This is a genomic window from Actinotalea ferrariae (assembly GCF_019733465.1).
In the GTDB taxonomy this organism is placed as follows: domain Bacteria; phylum Actinomycetota; class Actinomycetes; order Actinomycetales; family Cellulomonadaceae; genus Actinotalea; species Actinotalea ferrariae_A.
The window spans coordinates 1-16,330 of record NZ_JACVQL010000022.1; the positions used below are offsets into that span (position 1 = coordinate 1).

12 protein-coding genes are annotated in these 16,330 nt (G+C 72.8%); 9 read left to right on the forward strand and 3 right to left on the reverse strand.

Annotation, left to right across the window (positions count from 1 at the left end; all coding sequences use genetic code 11):
• A partial coding sequence (locus ICW40_RS21355) for a sensor histidine kinase (RefSeq protein ID WP_308121578.1) occupies positions 1–802 on the reverse strand: 802 nt, incomplete at its 3' end.
• Positions 803–1,087: 285 nt separating this feature from the next.
• Between ICW40_RS21355 and ICW40_RS02265 the strand changes: the two genes are divergently transcribed.
• The 4 genes from ICW40_RS02265 to ICW40_RS02280 all read left to right on the forward strand — a co-directional run bounded on the left by ICW40_RS02265 (position 1,088) and on the right by ICW40_RS02280 (position 7,366).
• The gene (locus tag ICW40_RS02265; RefSeq protein ID WP_221652208.1) at positions 1,088–2,293 is read left to right on the forward strand and encodes an alpha/beta hydrolase; all 1,206 of its coding nucleotides are present in this window, start codon (positions 1,088–1,090) and stop codon (positions 2,291–2,293) included.
• 31 nt (positions 2,294–2,324) lie between these two features.
• Positions 2,325–4,868: an ATP-dependent Clp protease ATP-binding subunit gene (locus ICW40_RS02270; protein WP_221652209.1), complete on the forward strand. Its 2,544-nt coding sequence runs from the start codon at positions 2,325–2,327 to the stop codon at positions 4,866–4,868.
• A gap of 225 nt (positions 4,869–5,093) precedes the next feature.
• The gene (locus tag ICW40_RS02275; RefSeq protein ID WP_221652210.1) at positions 5,094–5,486 is read left to right on the forward strand and encodes a hypothetical protein; all 393 of its coding nucleotides are present in this window, start codon (positions 5,094–5,096) and stop codon (positions 5,484–5,486) included.
• A gap of 431 nt (positions 5,487–5,917) precedes the next feature.
• Entirely contained in the window at positions 5,918–7,366 is a 1,449-nt protein-coding gene (locus tag ICW40_RS02280) for an HNH endonuclease signature motif containing protein (RefSeq protein ID WP_221652211.1), read from the forward strand.
• Between the two features lie 162 nt (positions 7,367–7,528).
• Here the strand turns inward: ICW40_RS02280 and ICW40_RS02285 are convergent, their stop codons facing one another.
• On the reverse strand, positions 7,529–8,524 hold the full coding sequence (locus ICW40_RS02285; protein WP_221652212.1) for an acetylxylan esterase: 996 nt from the start codon (positions 8,522–8,524) through the stop codon (positions 7,529–7,531).
• A 310-nt stretch (positions 8,525–8,834) separates the two neighbouring features.
• The gene (locus ICW40_RS02290) at positions 8,835–9,797 is read right to left on the reverse strand and encodes a LacI family DNA-binding transcriptional regulator (protein WP_308121579.1); all 963 of its coding nucleotides are present in this window, start codon (positions 9,795–9,797) and stop codon (positions 8,835–8,837) included.
• On the opposite strand from ICW40_RS02290, the gene ICW40_RS21360 reads away from it, so the two are divergent.
• The 5 genes from ICW40_RS21360 to ICW40_RS02310 all read left to right on the forward strand — a co-directional run bounded on the left by ICW40_RS21360 (position 9,790) and on the right by ICW40_RS02310 (position 16,283).
• On the forward strand, positions 9,790–10,002 hold the full coding sequence (locus tag ICW40_RS21360) for a hypothetical protein (RefSeq protein WP_308121580.1): 213 nt from the start codon (positions 9,790–9,792) through the stop codon (positions 10,000–10,002). The two genes, ICW40_RS02290 and ICW40_RS21360, sit on opposite strands and share 8 nt — an antisense overlap.
• A 220-nt stretch (positions 10,003–10,222) precedes the next feature.
• Positions 10,223–12,625, forward strand: coding sequence for a beta-xylosidase/alpha-l-arabinosidase (locus tag ICW40_RS02295; protein ID WP_221652214.1), 2,403 nt, complete (start codon positions 10,223–10,225; stop codon positions 12,623–12,625).
• Positions 12,622–13,617 (forward strand): ABC transporter permease, encoded by a 996-nt coding sequence (locus tag ICW40_RS02300; protein WP_221652215.1) that lies wholly within the window; start codon positions 12,622–12,624, stop codon positions 13,615–13,617. The genes ICW40_RS02295 and ICW40_RS02300 overlap by 4 nt, the downstream gene beginning before the upstream one ends.
• Positions 13,611–14,546 carry a carbohydrate ABC transporter permease gene (locus ICW40_RS02305; protein ID WP_308121581.1) on the forward strand — a complete coding sequence of 312 codons (936 nt, stop codon included), beginning with the start codon at positions 13,611–13,613 and terminating at the stop codon, positions 14,544–14,546. Before ICW40_RS02300 ends, ICW40_RS02305 begins: the two co-directional genes overlap by 7 nt.
• A 72-nt stretch (positions 14,547–14,618) precedes the next feature.
• The gene (locus ICW40_RS02310; RefSeq protein WP_308121582.1) at positions 14,619–16,283 is read left to right on the forward strand and encodes an ABC transporter substrate-binding protein; all 1,665 of its coding nucleotides are present in this window, start codon (positions 14,619–14,621) and stop codon (positions 16,281–16,283) included.
• Positions 16,284–16,330 lie beyond the last annotated feature (47 nt).

Below are 16,330 nucleotides of genomic sequence, written 5' to 3' on the forward strand. Positions count from 1 at the left end.
GGTCCGCGCGCAGCACGCCCACCACCTCGCGCAGCTCGTCGAGCGCCTGGCGCACGCCCGCGCGCACGACGCCGGCGGCCGTCGCGCGCTCCTGGGGCGTGGCGTCAGGCCGCTGCTCGAGGGCCCCGGCGTACGTCGCGACGAGCGACAGGCGGTGCGCGAGCGAGTCGTGCATCTCCCGCGCGATCCGCGCCCGCTCCTCGGCGCGTGCGTCGCGGACCACCCGGTCCCTGTCCGCCTCTGCCCGGCGTGCGCGGTCGGCCAGCTGGCGCAGCACCTCCTCGCGCGCCTGCGCGAGGGCACCCCAGCCGAGCAGCGCGGCGTGGGTCAGGACGACGAGCACAACCCACCACCCGAGCGGCAGACCCGGCATCGGACGCCAGAGCCCGCGCACGACGTGCGCGGCGGCGCCGAGGGCGGCGAGGGCGGCCGCGCGGCCGAACGGCCCTGTCCGCGCGGCGTGGAGCACGGCGAACGTGGCGGCAGGCGTGGCGAGCGGCGACGCGGCCGCCGCGAGGGTCAGGGCGACGGTCACGGCCGTGGGGCGTCGGCGGAGCAGCGGGACGACGACGAGGCAGGCGAGGGCGACGACGACGTCGGCCGCGACCGTGCGGCCGGGCGGCCCCGCCGCGAGCTCGCCGAGGAGCGCGAGCGCGCTGAGCACCGCGAGCCCCGCCACCGTGATCGCGGTCCCGGCCGCCGTGGCGAGACCCCAGCGTCCTCCCGGCGCAGCCGGCGACCACGTGCGTCGGCGGGGCGTCGTCGGGCGTGGCGCGTGCGCCGTCCGCCTCGGCTCTGTCACCCGGCCCAGCGTAGGCAGAGCCCGTCCGCGCTCGTACCGACGAAGGTCGGGCCCGACCGCGACGAAGGTCGGAGGTGACCGCGACGGAGGTCGCGCGCGACCGCGACGGAGGTCGCAGGGCGCTCGTCGTCCGGCCGATGCCCGACGCGTCGCGCCGAGGGGACCGTGGGGATCGACCGGCGGGCGCCCATCGCAGCCGCGGCGCGCTGCGGGACCGACCCGGGGTCCGACCGACCCCACATCCGACCGACCCCGCTTCCGACCGACCCTTTCGAGGAGGACCCCATGGACGACCCGTTCGGCTACCTGCTCACCGTCGCCGCCGTCGCCGTGGCGACCGGCGCCGCGGTGGCGCTCCCGCTCCCGTCGCGCTCGTCACCGGTGCGGCTCAGCTACCTGCTCTCCGTCGTCGTGGCCGAGGTCCCCGTGCTCGCAGCCCTGTGGCTCGCCGCGGCGACGGCGCTCGCGGCGACCGAGGGCGGGCTGACCACCCCGGTCGGCGGGCTCGGCGTCGGGCTCGCCGCTCTGACGTGCGTCGGACTGGGAGTCCTGACCGTCGGCGCGAGCCGAGCACCCGACGTCGTCGCGCGCGCCCTCGAGGAGGGCCTCGGGGCCGGAGGCCGGACGCCGTCGCGGCCGTCGTGGCTGCGCTGGGTCGCACCGCTGCCCGTGCGGCCGTGGAGCGTGCGGCGCATCCGTGGGGTCGCCTACGGGGACGGCGGCCGCCGCAACCGGATGGACCTCTACCGGCTGCGCGCGGGTGCGTCGGGCCCCGTGCTGGTCCACCTGCACGGCGGGGGCTTCTTCAGCGGCGGTCGCAGCCGCGAGGCCCGCGCGCTCCTGCACCGCATGGCCGCGCGCGGCTGGCTCTGCATCAGCGCGAGCTACCGGCTCGCGCCCGGTGCGGCGTTCCCGGACCCGCTGGTCGACACCAAGCGCGTCGTCGCGTGGGCACGCGAGCACGCGGACGAGCACGGTGCCGACGGGGCGCGCGTCGTGCTCGCGGGCAGCTCCGCGGGCGGGCACCTCGCGGCGCTCGCGGCGCTCACGGCGGGCGACGCCGCGCTCCAGCCGGGCTTCGAGCACGCGGACACGTCCGTGGCGGCCGTCGTCTCCCTGTACGGCTACCCGGGCCCCGTGTCGGGGGGCGGGCGCACCTGGTCGCCCACGGACGCCGTCGCGCCCGGCGCGCCGCCGTTCTTCGTCGCGCACGGCGCGCGCGACACGCTCGTGGTGGCGGCCGACCAGCGACGGTTCGTCGAGCGCCTGCGTGCCGTGTCCCGCGCACCCGTCGTGCTGGCGGAGCTCCCCGGCGCCCAGCACGGGTTCGACCTGCTGCGCTCGTTCCGGTTCGAGGCGGTGGTCGACGGCGTCGAGGTGTTCCTCGAGCAGGTGGTCGGTGCCGGTCGGGGAGCGGGTCGGGGGGCCGGCGTCGGCGCCGTCGTCACGCCTGCGGCGAACACGGGAGCCGGGCGGGAGGCGCGCGGTTAGCCTTGCAGGACGCCGTCGCAAGGAGTGCCAGATGTTCGAGAGATTCACGGACCGAGCCCGCCGTGTTGTCGTCCTCGCCCAGGAAGAGGCGCGGATGCTCAACCACAACTACATCGGGACCGAGCACATCCTGCTCGGCCTCATCCACGAGGGTGAGGGCGTCGCCGCCAAGGCGCTCGAGTCGCTCGGCATCTCGCTCGACGCGGTGCGTCAGCAGGTGCAGGAGATCATCGGCGAGGGTCAGCAGGCGCCGTCGGGCCACATCCCCTTCACGCCGCGTGCCAAGAAGGTGCTCGAGCTGTCGCTGCGCGAGGCGCTCCAGCTCGGCCACAACTACATCGGCACCGAGCACATCCTCCTCGGCCTCATCCGCGAGGGCGAGGGCGTCGCCGCCCAGGTGCTGAACAAGCTCGGCGCCGACCTCAACCGCGTGCGCCAGCAGGTCATCCAGCTGCTCTCGGGCTACCAGGGCAAGGAGCCGGTCTCGGCCGGCGGTCCCCAGGAGGGGCAGCCCTCGGGCTCCGCGGTGCTGGACCAGTTCGGCCGCAACCTCACGCAGGCGGCGCGCGAGGGCAAGCTCGACCCGGTCATCGGTCGCGACAAGGAGATCGAGCGGGTCATGCAGGTGCTGTCCCGCCGCACCAAGAACAACCCGGTGCTCATCGGCGAGCCGGGCGTCGGCAAGACGGCCGTCGTCGAGGGCCTCGCCCAGGACATCGTGCGCGGCGACGTCCCCGAGACGCTCAAGGACAAGCAGCTCTACACGCTCGACCTCGGCGCGCTCGTGGCCGGCTCGCGCTACCGCGGTGACTTCGAGGAGCGCCTGAAGAAGGTCCTCAAGGAGATCCGCACGCGCGGCGACATCATCCTGTTCATCGACGAGATCCACACGCTCGTCGGCGCGGGTGCCGCCGAGGGTGCGATCGACGCGGCGAGCATCCTCAAGCCGATGCTCGCTCGCGGCGAGCTCCAGACGATCGGCGCGACGACGCTCGAGGAGTACCGCAAGCACGTCGAGAAGGACGCCGCGCTCGAGCGCCGGTTCCAGCCGATCCAGGTCGCGGAGCCGAACCTCCAGCACGCGATCGAGATCCTCAAGGGTCTGCGCGACCGGTACGAGGCGCACCACCGCGTGTCGATCACCGACAGCGCGCTCGTGGCTGCGGCGACGCTCGCCGACCGCTACGTCAACGACCGCTTCCTGCCGGACAAGGCGATCGACCTGATCGACGAGGCCGGCGCGCGCCTGCGGATCCGTCGCATGACGGCCCCGCCGGAGCTGCGTGACCTCGACGAGAAGATCGCCGAGGCGCGTCGCGACAAGGAGTCGGCGATCGACGAGCAGGACTTCGAGAAGGCCGCGCGCCTGCGCGACGTCGAGAAGCAGCTCGGGCTCCAGCGGGCCGAGAAGGAGAAGGCCTGGAAGTCGGGCGACCTCGACACGGTCGCCGAGGTCGACGAGGAGCTCATCGCCGAGGTGCTGGCGCTCGCGACCGGCATCCCCGTCTTCAAGCTCACCGAGGAGGAGTCGAGCCGGCTGCTCCACATGGAGGAGGAGCTCGGCAAGCGGGTCATCGGCCAGGAGGAGGCCGTCAAGGCGCTCGCCCAGGCGATCCGTCGTACGCGTGCGGGCCTCAAGGACCCGAAGCGCCCGGGTGGGTCGTTCATCTTCGCGGGGCCCACGGGCGTCGGGAAGACGGAGCTCGCCAAGACGCTCGCCGAGTTCCTGTTCGGCGACGAGGACGCGCTCATCCAGCTCGACATGAGCGAGTTCTCCGAGAAGCACACGGTCTCGCGGCTGTTCGGCTCGCCCCCCGGCTACGTCGGGTACGACGAGGGCGGCCAGCTCACCGAGAAGGTGCGTCGTCGGCCGTTCTCCGTGGTCCTCTTCGACGAGGTCGAGAAGGCGCACGCGGACATCTTCAACTCGCTGCTGCAGATCCTCGAGGACGGTCGCCTGACCGACTCGCAGGGCCGGGTGGTCGACTTCAAGAACACCGTGATCATCATGACCACGAACCTCGGCACGCGGGACATCGCCAAGGGTCTGCAGACCGGCTTCCAGGCCGGCGGCGACCTGTCGACGTCCTACGAGCGGATGAAGGCGAAGGTCGGGGACGAGCTCAAGCAGCACTTCCGGCCCGAGTTCCTCAACCGCGTCGACGACGTGGTCGTCTTCCCGCAGCTGTCGCAGGAGGAGATCATCCAGATCGTCGACCTGATGATCGCCAAGCTCGCGCAGCGGCTGCGCGACAAGGACATGGGTCTCGAGCTCACGCCCGCGGCCAAGCAGCTGCTCGCCGAGAAGGGCTACGACCCGGTGCTCGGTGCCCGGCCGCTGCGCCGTGCGATCCAGCGCGAGATCGAGGACGTCCTGTCCGAGAAGATCCTGTTCGGGGAGCTGCGCGCCGGTCAGACGGTCGTCGTGGACGCCCACGGCGAGGGCCTGCTCGGGGAGTTCGAGTTCCGCGGGATCGGCAAGAAGGGCGCGATCCAGGACGACGTCGAGCCCGTGGGCGTCGCCGTCTCCTCGATGCCGCCGCTCACGACGACGGACGAGGGCCAGGCCTCCTGACCTCGGCTGCAGCCTGAACGCGACGCCCCGCCCGGTGAACCGGGCGGGGCGTCGTCGTGCGTGGGGGCGGTCGCGTCGCGTGGGGGCATTGCGGTGACTGCCGTGCATCGCGGTGCCTGCGATGCAAGGCGGGTCGGCCAGTCCCGGTGGCCTTGTGGACGCCCGTGCGGCGTGGGCGGGGACCGCTACGGTGCCGCGAGCGGCGACGACGTCCAGGAGGCAGGGATGAGGAGCGTGTTCGCGTTCCCGAGCGGGCGGCGGGCTGACGCCGAAGCGGCCCTCGACGCCATCGGCGCGCGGGCGGCCGACGGTGCATGGCACGTCGAGGACGTCCTCTGGGCGCGCATCGAGACCCAGGCCGAGGGTCTCTACGCGGACTGGCTGTACGACGACGTCATGGCGCTGGCCGCCGCGACCGGTGCGGTGCCGACGTGGGCCGTGATCGCGGACGCGTCCGGCCGTGTTCCTGGTCACGCCGAAGTCCTCATGCTGCTGCGGGCGGTCCTCGCCGGGGGAGGCGTGGCCCTCGACGACTACTCCGGGCGACCATGGACCCTCGGGGAGGTCGAAGCCGGCCGCTCCGTGGAGAGGGGTCGTAGGTTCTTCGAGCCCGCCTGATCGCGGCGAGGAGCGGTAGCGGTGCATGAGTGATCGAAGCTCTCGCCGTCGCGCGCGGTCAGCCGTGGCGCTCCTCGCGGCGCTCGTCGCGAGGCGGCGGCCGGCTCGGCCGTGTGCGTGGGTCGTCGAGGCGGTCGCGGGGTCGGATGCGTGGTCACCCGTGGACTCCCGTGGTGTGGAGCAGCGTGGTCGGCCCCATGCGTGGGTCGTCGTGGCATGCGCCCCCGTCCAGCGCGCGCTCGCACGTCGAGCCCCCTGTGGCGGCGGTCGTGGTCGCCCGGTGCGCAATGCCCGGTGCGTCGACGCAGTCGGGCCACGCCGTCCGGTAGCGCTCCGCCCTCGCCGCAAGTCGTGTCAGTGGTCGCCCGTAGTGTGCCGATATGTCCACCACCGCGTACGACGTCGGCCCCGGCACCGGGTCCGACGACGCCGTGCGCGAGGACGCGGCGCTGGAGGGCGCGGCGGTGGCGGACTTCTGGGATCAGTGGTTGTGGTCGGTGCGTCACCGTGTGGCGGCCGAGCTGGAGGACGCGCGTCCCGGGCCTGAGCTGGCGGCGCGGCTGGCTTCGTTGGAGCCGGCGGACCTGGATGAGGCCGCGTTGGTGGAGGCGGCGGGTGCGTGGGAGCGGCTGGCGTCGTGGGTCGCCGCTGGTCAGGCGCGGGCGGTTGCAGAGCTGGCCGGTCGGCGTCGGGCGCCGGGGTCCTCGGCCGCGGATGAGATCGCGGTGCGCCTGGGCACGACGCGGGCGGTGGCTGAGGGCAAGGTCGGCCTGGCGATCAGCTTGGACCGGGTGCCGGCGGCGGCGGACGCGTTGGCCCGTGGTGAGCTTGATGTGCGTAAGGCGATGGTGCTGGCCGATGAGCTGATCCGGTTGGACGACGACGTCGCCGAGCGGGTGGTCGAGGCGGTGCTGCCCGTCGCGGCGACCTGCACGGCGCCGCAGCTGCGCGCGCGGTTGCGGCGGATGGAGCTGCTGCGTGACCCGGACGGTGCCCGGGTGCGTCATGAGCGGGCGTGCACCGAGCGGCACGTGGAGCTGACGCCGGCACCCGATGCGATGGCCTGGCTCAGTGCCTACCTGCCGGCCGATGACGCGGTCGCGATCCACACCAGCCTGACCGCCCTGGCCGGTGACGCCGCCCCCGGCGACGAACGGACGCTGGATCAGCGTCGCGCCGACGCCCTGGTGGACGTGACGACCCGCTGGTTGGACGCCGGCACCCACCCTGACGGGACCCCGCTGACCCTGCGCCAATGGCGCCGCCCACACCTGGCGGTGACGGCGTCTGCGGCGACCCTGCTGGGACTCAGCGACGAGCCGGGTGACCTGGCGGGGTACGGGCCGATCCCGCCGGGCATGGTGCGGCGGATCGCGGCCCGCTCGACCTGGGAACCCCTGCTCACCGACGCCTGGACCGGCGAGCCGATCGCGCGCTCGACCCGCCGCTACGCCCCCACCCAGGGGCTGCGCGACGCGGTCGTCGCACGCGACCGCACCTGCACCTTCCCCGGCTGCCGCGTCCCCGCGGCCCGTTGCGATATCGACCACATCAACCCCTACGTCGAGGCCCGCCGCCCGGGCGCCGAGGCGGCTGAGGAAGGCGATGGCCCCGGAGGGCACGGAAGCGGCGGCGGCGAAGCACGCGGCCCGCACCAGACGCGGATCGACAACCTCCACGCGCTGTGCCGCCACCACCACCGCGCCAAGACCCACGCCGGATGGACGCCCGAGCGCCGCGAGGACGGCACGACCCGCTGGACCTCACCCACCGGCCAGCGCCACGACCGACCACCCGCCCACGACCCACCGATCCCGCCCCCGGCACCACCACCACCCGAGGGCATCAGCATCGACCTCTACCCACCACCACCCTTCTGACGGAGCGGGCCAGCACCGGTCGGCGGTGCGCTGATCGGCGCCTCCGGTACAGCAGGTTCGCTCCGGTACAGCAGGTCCAGTGGCGACCGCGCCCAGTGGGACGACCTCGTACCGTCCCGTGGACGACTCATCGACGCTCGCGGGGTCCGCCGCGTCAGCTCGTCACGTCGTCGCGGGCATGCGAGGGCGGAGCCAGCGGAGCTGGCGGTCGACGTGCGCGGCCTCGCCGCCCTCGTGGTGGTTGAAGGGGTACACGGCGATCTCGCGCTCGGGCGCGCCGTCGGACAGGTCGCCGTAGTGGTTGTAGGCCGCGAAGACGGTCGACGGCGGGCAGATGGTGTCGCGCAGACCCACGGAGAACAGGGTCGCCGCACGCGCGCGTCGCCCGAGGTGCATGCCGTCGACGTGGTCGAGCGTCCGCAGCACCCGCTCCTCGGCGCCGCGGTGGACGGCGAGGTAGCGCACCACCTCGGCGTACGGATCGGCGTCCGTCAGGCCGACGGCGCGGCGGACGTGGCACAGGAACGGCTGGCTGACGAGCGCCGCCGTCAGGTCCGGCACCAGTCCTGCGGCTCCGAGCGCCAGGCCGCCGCCCTGGCTGTTGCCCACGACGGCGACGCGGTCGCTGTCGACTCCCTCGAGCGCCCTGACGGCATCGACGGCACGGACCGCGTCCGTGAGGAGCCGCACGTAGTAGTAGCCCGCGGGGTCGTCGATGCCGCGCGTCACGACGCCGGGGACGGCCGGGCCGGAGCCGACGGGGTCGGCCGTGTCGCCGCCGGACCCGTACTGGCTCCCCTGGCCGCGCGAGTCCATGAGCAGGTGCGCGTAGCCCGCGGAAGCCCAGGTCAGGCGTTCCTGGGGGAGGCCGCGCCCGCGGCCGTAGCCGAGGTACTCCACGACGGCCGGTAGCGCGACGTCGGCGGCGGCCGGGCGGGAGTACCAGGCGCGGATCGGATGCCCGTGCGCCCCGGCGAAGGTGAGGTCCCACGTGCGCACCGTCGCGAGGCCGGTGTCGACCGGCCGGCAGTCGACCAGCACGTCCGTGCGCCGGGCCTCGGTGAGGCGGTCGGCCCAGAAGGCGTCGAGCCCCTCGGGCTCCTCGATCGGCGGTCGGTACGTCTCGAGCTGGGGGAGAGGAAGGTCGAACAAGGCCATGGCTGTGCGGCTCCGGTCGTCGGGTGGGTCGTGGTCGTGGTCGCGGTCTCGGCACCGTGCATCAGCTGCGGGATCGGGCTGCGGGATCACGGCGAGTGGGTGGGCGGCGGGACGTCCTCGGTGTGCGGGTTCGACGGGCGGCGGTGGGGTCCGCGGCGTGCGGCGTGCGGCTTGCGGCTTGCGGCTTGGGGCTTGCGGCTTGGGGCTTGCGGCGTGCGGCGCGCGGCGTGCTGCGTGCGGCGTGCTGCGTGCGGAGTGCGGCGTGCGGCGTGCTGCGTGCTGGTGCGGCGTGCGGTGTGCGGCGTGCGGATCAGCGGGGCGGTGGTGCGGTGCTCTCGCGGACGACGAGCTCGGTCGCGAGGTCGATCTGCAGGTTCGTCGGCGGGCGGCCCTCGGCGAGGTCGAGCACCATGCGGGTCGCGGTGCTCGCCATCTCGCGCAACGGCTGACGCACGGTCGTCAGGGCGGGGCCGATCCACTGCGTGACGGGCAGGTCGTCGTAGCCGACGACCGACAGGTCCTCGGGCACCCGCAGCCCGAGCTCGCGCGCGGCTCGCAGCACCCCGAGCGCCTGGTAGTCGCTCCCGGCGAAGACGGCGGTGGGTCGGTCCGGCCCGCGCAGCAGGTCGAGGCCGTGCTCGTAGCCGCCGTCGACGAAGAAGTTGCCGTACCGCACGAGCGCACGGTCGACGGCGAGGCCGGCCTCGTCGTGCGCGCTGCGGTACCCGTCGATGCGCGCGCGGCTGCACAGGACGTCCGCCGGCCCCGAGATCACGGCGATGCGCCGGTGGCCGAGCTCGACGAGGTGCCGCGTCGCCGCCAGCCCGCCGTTCCAGTTCGCGGAGCCCACGGTCGGGACGCCGGCGGGCGGCTCGCCGGCCGTGTCGACGACGGCGAACGGGATCGACCGCGTCTCGAGCTGCTGCCGCTGCGCGGGGTCCAGGTCGGACAGGACGAAGATCATGCCGATCGGCCGGCGGGCGAGGACGTCGTCGAGCCACTCCTGCCGGGGCCGGTGCGCGCCGCCGAGCTCGGACAGCACGACGCCCACGCGCGCCGGGCCCGCCACCTCCTCGACACCCTTGATGATCTCGACCGCCCACGGGGCGCCGTGCTCGTGGAACACGAGGTCGAGCAGGCGCGGCCGTGACGTGGTGCCGGTCGCGCTGCGTCGGCGCTGGTAGCCGTGCCGCGCGATGCTCTCCTCGACCCGCGCGCGGGTCGCGGGGGAGACGTCGGGGCGCCCGTTGAGCACCTTCGAGACCGTGGGCACCGAGACGCCGAGCTCGGCCGCGATCGCGGCGATCGTCGCGCGCGAGGTGCTGGGAGTGCTCGGGGCGCTCGTGGTGCCCGTCCCGGTCGTGCCCGTGCCGGTCATCGCCCCGCCCTCGGTGGTCGAGCGGCTCGACCCGCGGAGGACGCGGGGAGAGCCGGCGCGGGACGACGTCGTCCGGCGCAAGTTTCTGCTCGGAAAGTAGCAACGTTTCGACGGGCCGCGAAAGGGGTCGACCGGTTGCCATGAGTTGTCGCGGCCGCCCGCACGAACGGGCCGTGCGGGGGAAAGCGCATCCCTCGATGTGCGGGAACTCCTTGACGCTCGTCACACCCACTGCTTACGGTCTCGCTCATATCGACGCCGAGGTCGAAAATTTCGGACCACGAGGTCGTGGCCGGAAGACGTGAGTGGGGGATTGCTCGATGGAGAGATCAGCACGCGGGGCGGGTCCGCTGCTCGACGGCGGCCCGGAGCCCGTGGAGCCGTCGGGCGCAGCTCCGGTCGCCTCGGACGCCCGCCCGTGGCAGGACGCGTCGCTCCCCGTGGCCGACCGGGTCGAGCACCTCGTCCGCGCCATGACCCTCGAGGAGAAGCTCTCGCAGCTCGTCGGCCTCTGGGTCGGCGCGGACGCGTCGGGCGGCGACGTGGCGCCCCACCAGTCCGACATGACGGCGGACGTCCCGGCCTGGGACGACATCATCCGCGACGGCCTCGGCCAGCTGACCCGCCCGTTCGGCACCGCGCCGGTGGACCCGGCACTCGGCGCCCGGTCCCTCGCGCGGTCGCAGGCTCAGGTCGCGGCCGCCAACCGCTTCGGGATCCCGGCGCAGGTCCACGAGGAGTGCCTCGCCGGCTTCGCCGCCTGGCAGGCGACGGCGTACCCCGTGCCGCTCTCGTGGGGCGCCGCGTTCTCCCCCGACCTGGTCGAGGAGATGGCCGAGCAGATCGGCCGCTCGATGCGCGCCGTGGGCGTCCACCAGGGGCTCGCGCCCGTCCTCGACGTCGCACGCGACTACCGCTGGGGCCGCACCGAGGAGACGATCGGCGAGGACCCGTACCTCGTCGGCACCGTCGGTGCCGCGTACGTGCGCGGGCTCGAGCGCTCGGGGGTCGTCGCGACCCTCAAGCACTTCGCCGGCTACTCGGCGTCGCGCGCCGGCCGCAACCTCGCCCCGGTCCCGATGGGACCGCGCGAGCTCGCCGACGTCGTGCTCCCGCCGTTCGAGGCGGCGCTGCGCGAGGGCGGCGCGCGGTCCGTCATGCACTCCTACGCCGACGTCGACGGCGTGCCCTCGGCGGCCGACGTCCGCCTCCTCACGGACGTGCTCCGCGACGCGTGGGGCTTCGACGGCACGGTCGTCGCGGACTACTTCGGCATCGCCTTCCTCCACACGCTGCACGCGGTCGCGCCGGACCTCGGCGCCGCGGCCCGGCTCGCCCTGACGGCGGGCGTCGACGTCGAGCTCCCGAGCATCCACGCCTACGGCGCCCCGCTGGTCGCCGCGATCCGCTCGGGTGACGTGCCCGAGGCGCTCGTGGACCGGGCGCTGCGCCGCGTGCTCACGCAGAAGTGCGAGCTCGGCCTGCTCGACGCCGACTGGCAGCCGCTGCCCGAGGGCCTCGAGGACGTGCGCCTCGACGACGACGAGCGCCGGGCGACCGCGCTCGAGCTGGCGCGTCGGTCGGTCGTCCTGCTCACGAACGACGGCACGCTCCCGCTGCGGCCGGACGCACGCGTCGCCGTCGTCGGCCCGCTCGCGGACGACCCGATGGGCATGCTCGGCTGCTACTCGTTCCCGGCCCACGTCGGCGTGCGCCACCCCGACCACGCGATGGGCATCGACATCCCGTCGGTCCTCACCGCCCTCACGGAGCGCCGGCAGCGCACCGGGCGCGACGGCGACGTCGCGCACGTGCGCGGCGCCGACATCACGGGCGACGACCGCTCGGGCTTCGCGGCGGCGGTCGAGGCGGCCCGCGCGGCCGACGTGTGCGTCGTCGCCGTCGGCGACCGCGCCGGCCTCTTCGGCCGCGGGACCTCCGGCGAGGGCTGCGACGCCACCGACCTCAGGCTCCCGGGCGTCCAGGCGGACCTCGTGCGCGCGGTGCTCGACACCGGCACGCCGGTCGTGCTCGTGCTGCTCACGGGCCGGCCGTACGCGCTCGGCGACCTGGCCGACGACGCCGCGGCCGTGGTGCAGGCCTTCTTCCCCGGCCAGCGCGGCGGCCAGGCCGTCGCCGAGGTCCTCACCGGCGCCACGAACCCGTCGGGCCGGCTGCCCGTGAGCATGCCGCGCGACGCCGGCGGTCAGCCGGGCACCTACCTCGCGGCACCGCTCGCGCGTCGGAGCGGCGTCTCGAACGTCGACCCGACGCCGCTCTTCGGCTTCGGCCACGGGCTCGGCTACACGACCTTCGAGTGGACGGACGTGACGGGCTCGGGCCCGCGCTGGGACGTCGACGGTGACGCCGTCGTCGAGCTCACCGTGACGAACACGGGGGACCGGGCGGGGGCCGACGTCGTCCAGGTGTACCTGCACGACGTCGCCGCGCAGGTGGTCCAGCCCGTGCAGCGGCTCGTCGGCTACGCGCGGGTCGAGCTCGAGCCGGGCGCCTCGGCGCGGCTGCGCCTCACCGTGCCCGCCGACCTCGCGTCGTTCACGGGTCTCGCGGGCGTGCGCGTCGTCGAGCCCGGCGCGGTCACGCTGCGCGTCGCCCGGTCGAGCGCCGACGTCCACACCGAGCTGCCGTTCGAGCTCGTCGGCGGCGAGCGGCAGGTCGGCCACGACCGCCGGTTCCGGACCGAGCTGGAGGTGCTCCCGTGAGCGCGACGACGTCGGGCCAGGCGACGGTCCCGCCCGAGGCCGCGGTCGCGGTCCGGGAGGCGCGCCGCCGCCGCAAGGGCACCGGGGGAGGCCGCAGCTGGGCGCAGGCGCTGCGGCGCGACTGGCAGCTGTACTCGTTCGTCGTCCTGCCGCTGATCTTCTTCATCATCTTCCGGTACCTGCCGATGGCCGGGAACGTCATCGCGTTCCGCCGCTTCCGGCCGGGCGGGAGCATCTTCGGCGAGGAGTGGGTGGGTCTGCACTACGTGCAGATGTTCATCAGCGACCCGACGTTCTGGAACGTCTTCCGCAACACCATCGTCCTGGGCGCGCTGACGCTGATCATCGTCTTCCCGCTGCCGATCATCCTCGCGCTCATGCTCAACGAGCTGCGGTCGCGGATGTTCAAGCGGCTGGTCCAGACCGTCTCCTACCTGCCGCACTTCATGTCCGTCGTCATCGTCGCCGGCCTCGTCTTCCAGCTCACGAGCGTCAACGGCACGATCAACCAGCTGATCGAGTCCTTCGGCGGCGACGTCGTCCCGTTCATGCAGCGGGCGGACTGGTTCCGCACGATCTACGTGAGCTCCGAGATCTGGCAGACCGTCGGGTGGGGGACGATCCTCTACCTCGCCGCGCTCACGACGATCGACCCGCAGCTCTACGAGGCCGCGCGGATCGACGGCGCCAACCGCTGGCGGCAGACCTGGCACGTCACGCTGCCGGGCATCCGGCCGACCATGGTCGTGCTGCTCATCCTCAACATCGGCACGTTCATGGCGGTGGGCTTCGAGAAGATCCTTCTGCTCTACAACCCGATCCTCTACCCGACGGCCGACGTCGTCTCGACGTACCTGTACCGGGTCGGGATCGTCTCGAGCAACTTCTCCTACGCGACGGCCATCGGCCTGTTCGAGGCCCTCATCGGCCTCACCCTGATCCTGTCCGCCAACGCGATCTCGCGCCGACTGGTGGGGACGAGCCTGTGGTGACCACACCTGTGACCGACCTGCCCGAGCGGCTGGTCCGCCCGAACGTCCCGAGGACCGTCAAGGACTCGCGCGGCTACACCGTGTTCCGGTGGCTCAACGCCGCGGCCCTCGTGGTGATCATGTTCGTGACGCTGTACCCCTTCGTGAACCTGGTCGCCCAGGCCTTCAGCTCCGAGGCGTACATCAACTCGGGGCAGGTCAACCTGGTCCCGCGCGGGTTCAACCTGACGACCTTCCAGGTGGTCATGGAGGACCGGCTGTTCTGGCGCAACTACCAGAACACCGTCGTCTACACGGTCGTCGCGACCGCGATCTCCATGGTGCTCACGACGTCGTTCGCGTACGCCATCTCAAAGCGCGCGCTCAAGGGGCGCAACGTCTTCATCGGCATCGCCGTGTTCACGATGTTCTTCAACGGCGGCCTGGTCCCGAACTACGTGCTCATCAACGGGCTCAACATGACGAACACGATCTGGGCGATCGTGCTGCCGAACGCGATCAGCGTGTTCAACCTCCTCGTCATGAAGTCGTTCTTCGAGAACTTCCCCGAGGAGCTCGAGGAGGCCGCGTCGATCGACGGGCTGAGCACGTTCGGCGTGTTCTTCAAGATCGTGCTGCCGCTGAGCAAGGCCGTCATCGCGACGATGGTCCTCTTCTACGCCGTGTCGTTCTGGAACTCCTGGTTCTCGGCGTTCCTCTACCTCGACGACCGCGACCTGTACCCCGTGACCGTCTACCTGCGGAACCTGCTCGCCGCGGCGACGTCGGCCGACTCCATCCAGGGCGGCGGCGGCGGGGACCTCACGCAGATCGCCTCGAACGTGCAGGCCGTGACCATGGTGCTCACGGTGCTGCCGATCATCGCCCTCTACCCGTTCCTGCAGAAGTACTTCGTGTCGGGCGTGATGCTCGGCTCGGTCAAGCAGTGACGAAGTCCTGAGAAAGCCCGCACAGACCGGCTCGGTCGGGGACGACGGAGTTCCACCGGAAGGAGAATCATGATGTCCACGAGGAGGAGGGTCACGGCGACCACGGCGTCCGCCGCGGCGCTCGCCCTGGTCCTGGCCGCCTGCGGCGGCGGGGGTGACGCCGAGGGGGGCGAGAGCGAGGCGCCCGAGGTCGGCGGGACCACCGGTGCGATGGAGGACTACGACGTCGGCACGACGTTCGTGGCGTCCGAGCCGGTCGAGTTCTCGCTGCTCTACCGCGACCACCCCAACTACCCGCTCAAGGAGGACTGGCTCCTCCTCGAGACGCTCGAGCAGGAGCACAACGTCTCCTTCGACATCGTCAGCGCGCCCCTGAGCGACTGGGACCAGCGCAAGGGCCTGCTCATCGGCGCCGGCGACGCACCCGAGATCATCTCGGTCACCTACCCGGGCCAGGAGGTCCCCTTCATCGCCGGCGGCGCGATCCTGCCGGTGAGCGACTACCTCGAGTACATGCCGAACTTCCGGCAGAAGGTCGAGGACTGGGGCCTCCAGGAGCATATCGACAACCTGCTCAAGCAGGAGGACGGGAAGTTCTACCTCCTGCCGGGCCTCCGCGAGGCGCCGCGGCCGCAGTACACCTACGCGGTCCGCACGGACATCTGGGACGAGCTCGGCCTGAGCTACGAGCCCGAGACGTTCGACGACTTCCGCGAGGACCTCGAGAAGGTCAAGGCGGCCTACCCGGACGTGTACCCGCTGACCGACCGGTGGTCGACCAACGGCCCGCTCGAGGCGACCCTCAACGCGGCCGCGCCCAACTTCGGCACCGCTGCGGGCTGGGGCTTCGGCGAGGGCGTCTGGTGGGACGAGGAGGCCGGTGAGTACGTCTACACCGGCGCCACCGACGGCTACCGGGACCTCATCGAGTACTACGCCGGTCTCGTCGAGGACGGCCTCCTCGACCCCGAGTCCGTCACGCAGGACGACGACCAGGCCCAGCAGAAGCTCGGGTCCGGCCAGGCGTTCGGCATGCTCGCCAACGACCAGGAGATCCTGCGCTACCGGACGACGTTCGAGGAGCTCGGCACGGACGCCGACGTCCGCCTCATCCGCCTCCCGGCGGGTCCGGCCGGCGACAACCTCGCGCCCGGTGGGCGCCTGGTCAACGGTCTGATGATCTCGGCGAGCGCCGCCGAGAGCGATCACTTCCAGGCGATGCTGCAGTTCATCGACTGGCTGTACTACTCGGACGAGGGCCTCGAGTTCGCCAAGTGGGGCGTCGAGGGCGTGACGTACGAGAAGGCCGAGGACGGCACGCGCACGCTCGCGCCGGACGTCGACATCAACGGGCTCAACCCCGGCGCACCGAAGCAGCTCAACGTCGACTTCGGCTTCCACAACGGCGTCTGGATGCTCGAGCACGGCTCGACGGAGGAGCTCGACCTGTCGATGCTCCGTCCCGAGGTCGTCGAGTGGGTCCAGTCCATGTCGGACAAGGAGCCGCTTCCGCTGCAGCCGCCCTACCCGCTCGACGAGCTGGAGCGCGAGCAGGTCTCGCTGTGGCAGACGTCGCTCCGCGACCACGTCTACCAGAACACCGCGCGCTTCATCCTCGGTCAGCGCCCGCTGAGCGAGTGGGACGCGTACGTCGCCGAGCTCGAGGGCATGGGCGCGACCCAGTACCTCGAGGTCGTGAACCAGGCGCAGCAGCGCTTCGAGGAGAACGCCGGCTGACCGGCTGATCGCCCAGCAGCGCGACGGCGGCTCCGTGCCCGAGGGTG

Coding starts and splice junctions, on each gene's coding strand:
- ICW40_RS02265 (WP_221652208.1), top strand. CDS start 1,088: ATGGACGACCCGTTCGGCTACCTGCTCACCGTCGCCGCCGTCGCCGTG.
- ICW40_RS02270 (WP_221652209.1), top strand. CDS start 2,325: ATGTTCGAGAGATTCACGGACCGAGCCCGCCGTGTTGTCGTCCTCGCC.
- ICW40_RS02275 (WP_221652210.1), top strand. CDS start 5,094: ATGAGGAGCGTGTTCGCGTTCCCGAGCGGGCGGCGGGCTGACGCCGAA.
- ICW40_RS02285 (WP_221652212.1), bottom strand. CDS start 8,524: ATGGCCTTGTTCGACCTTCCTCTCCCCCAGCTCGAGACGTACCGACCG.
- ICW40_RS02295 (WP_221652214.1), top strand. CDS start 10,223: ATGGAGAGATCAGCACGCGGGGCGGGTCCGCTGCTCGACGGCGGCCCG.
- ICW40_RS02310 (WP_308121582.1), top strand. CDS start 14,619: ATGTCCACGAGGAGGAGGGTCACGGCGACCACGGCGTCCGCCGCGGCG.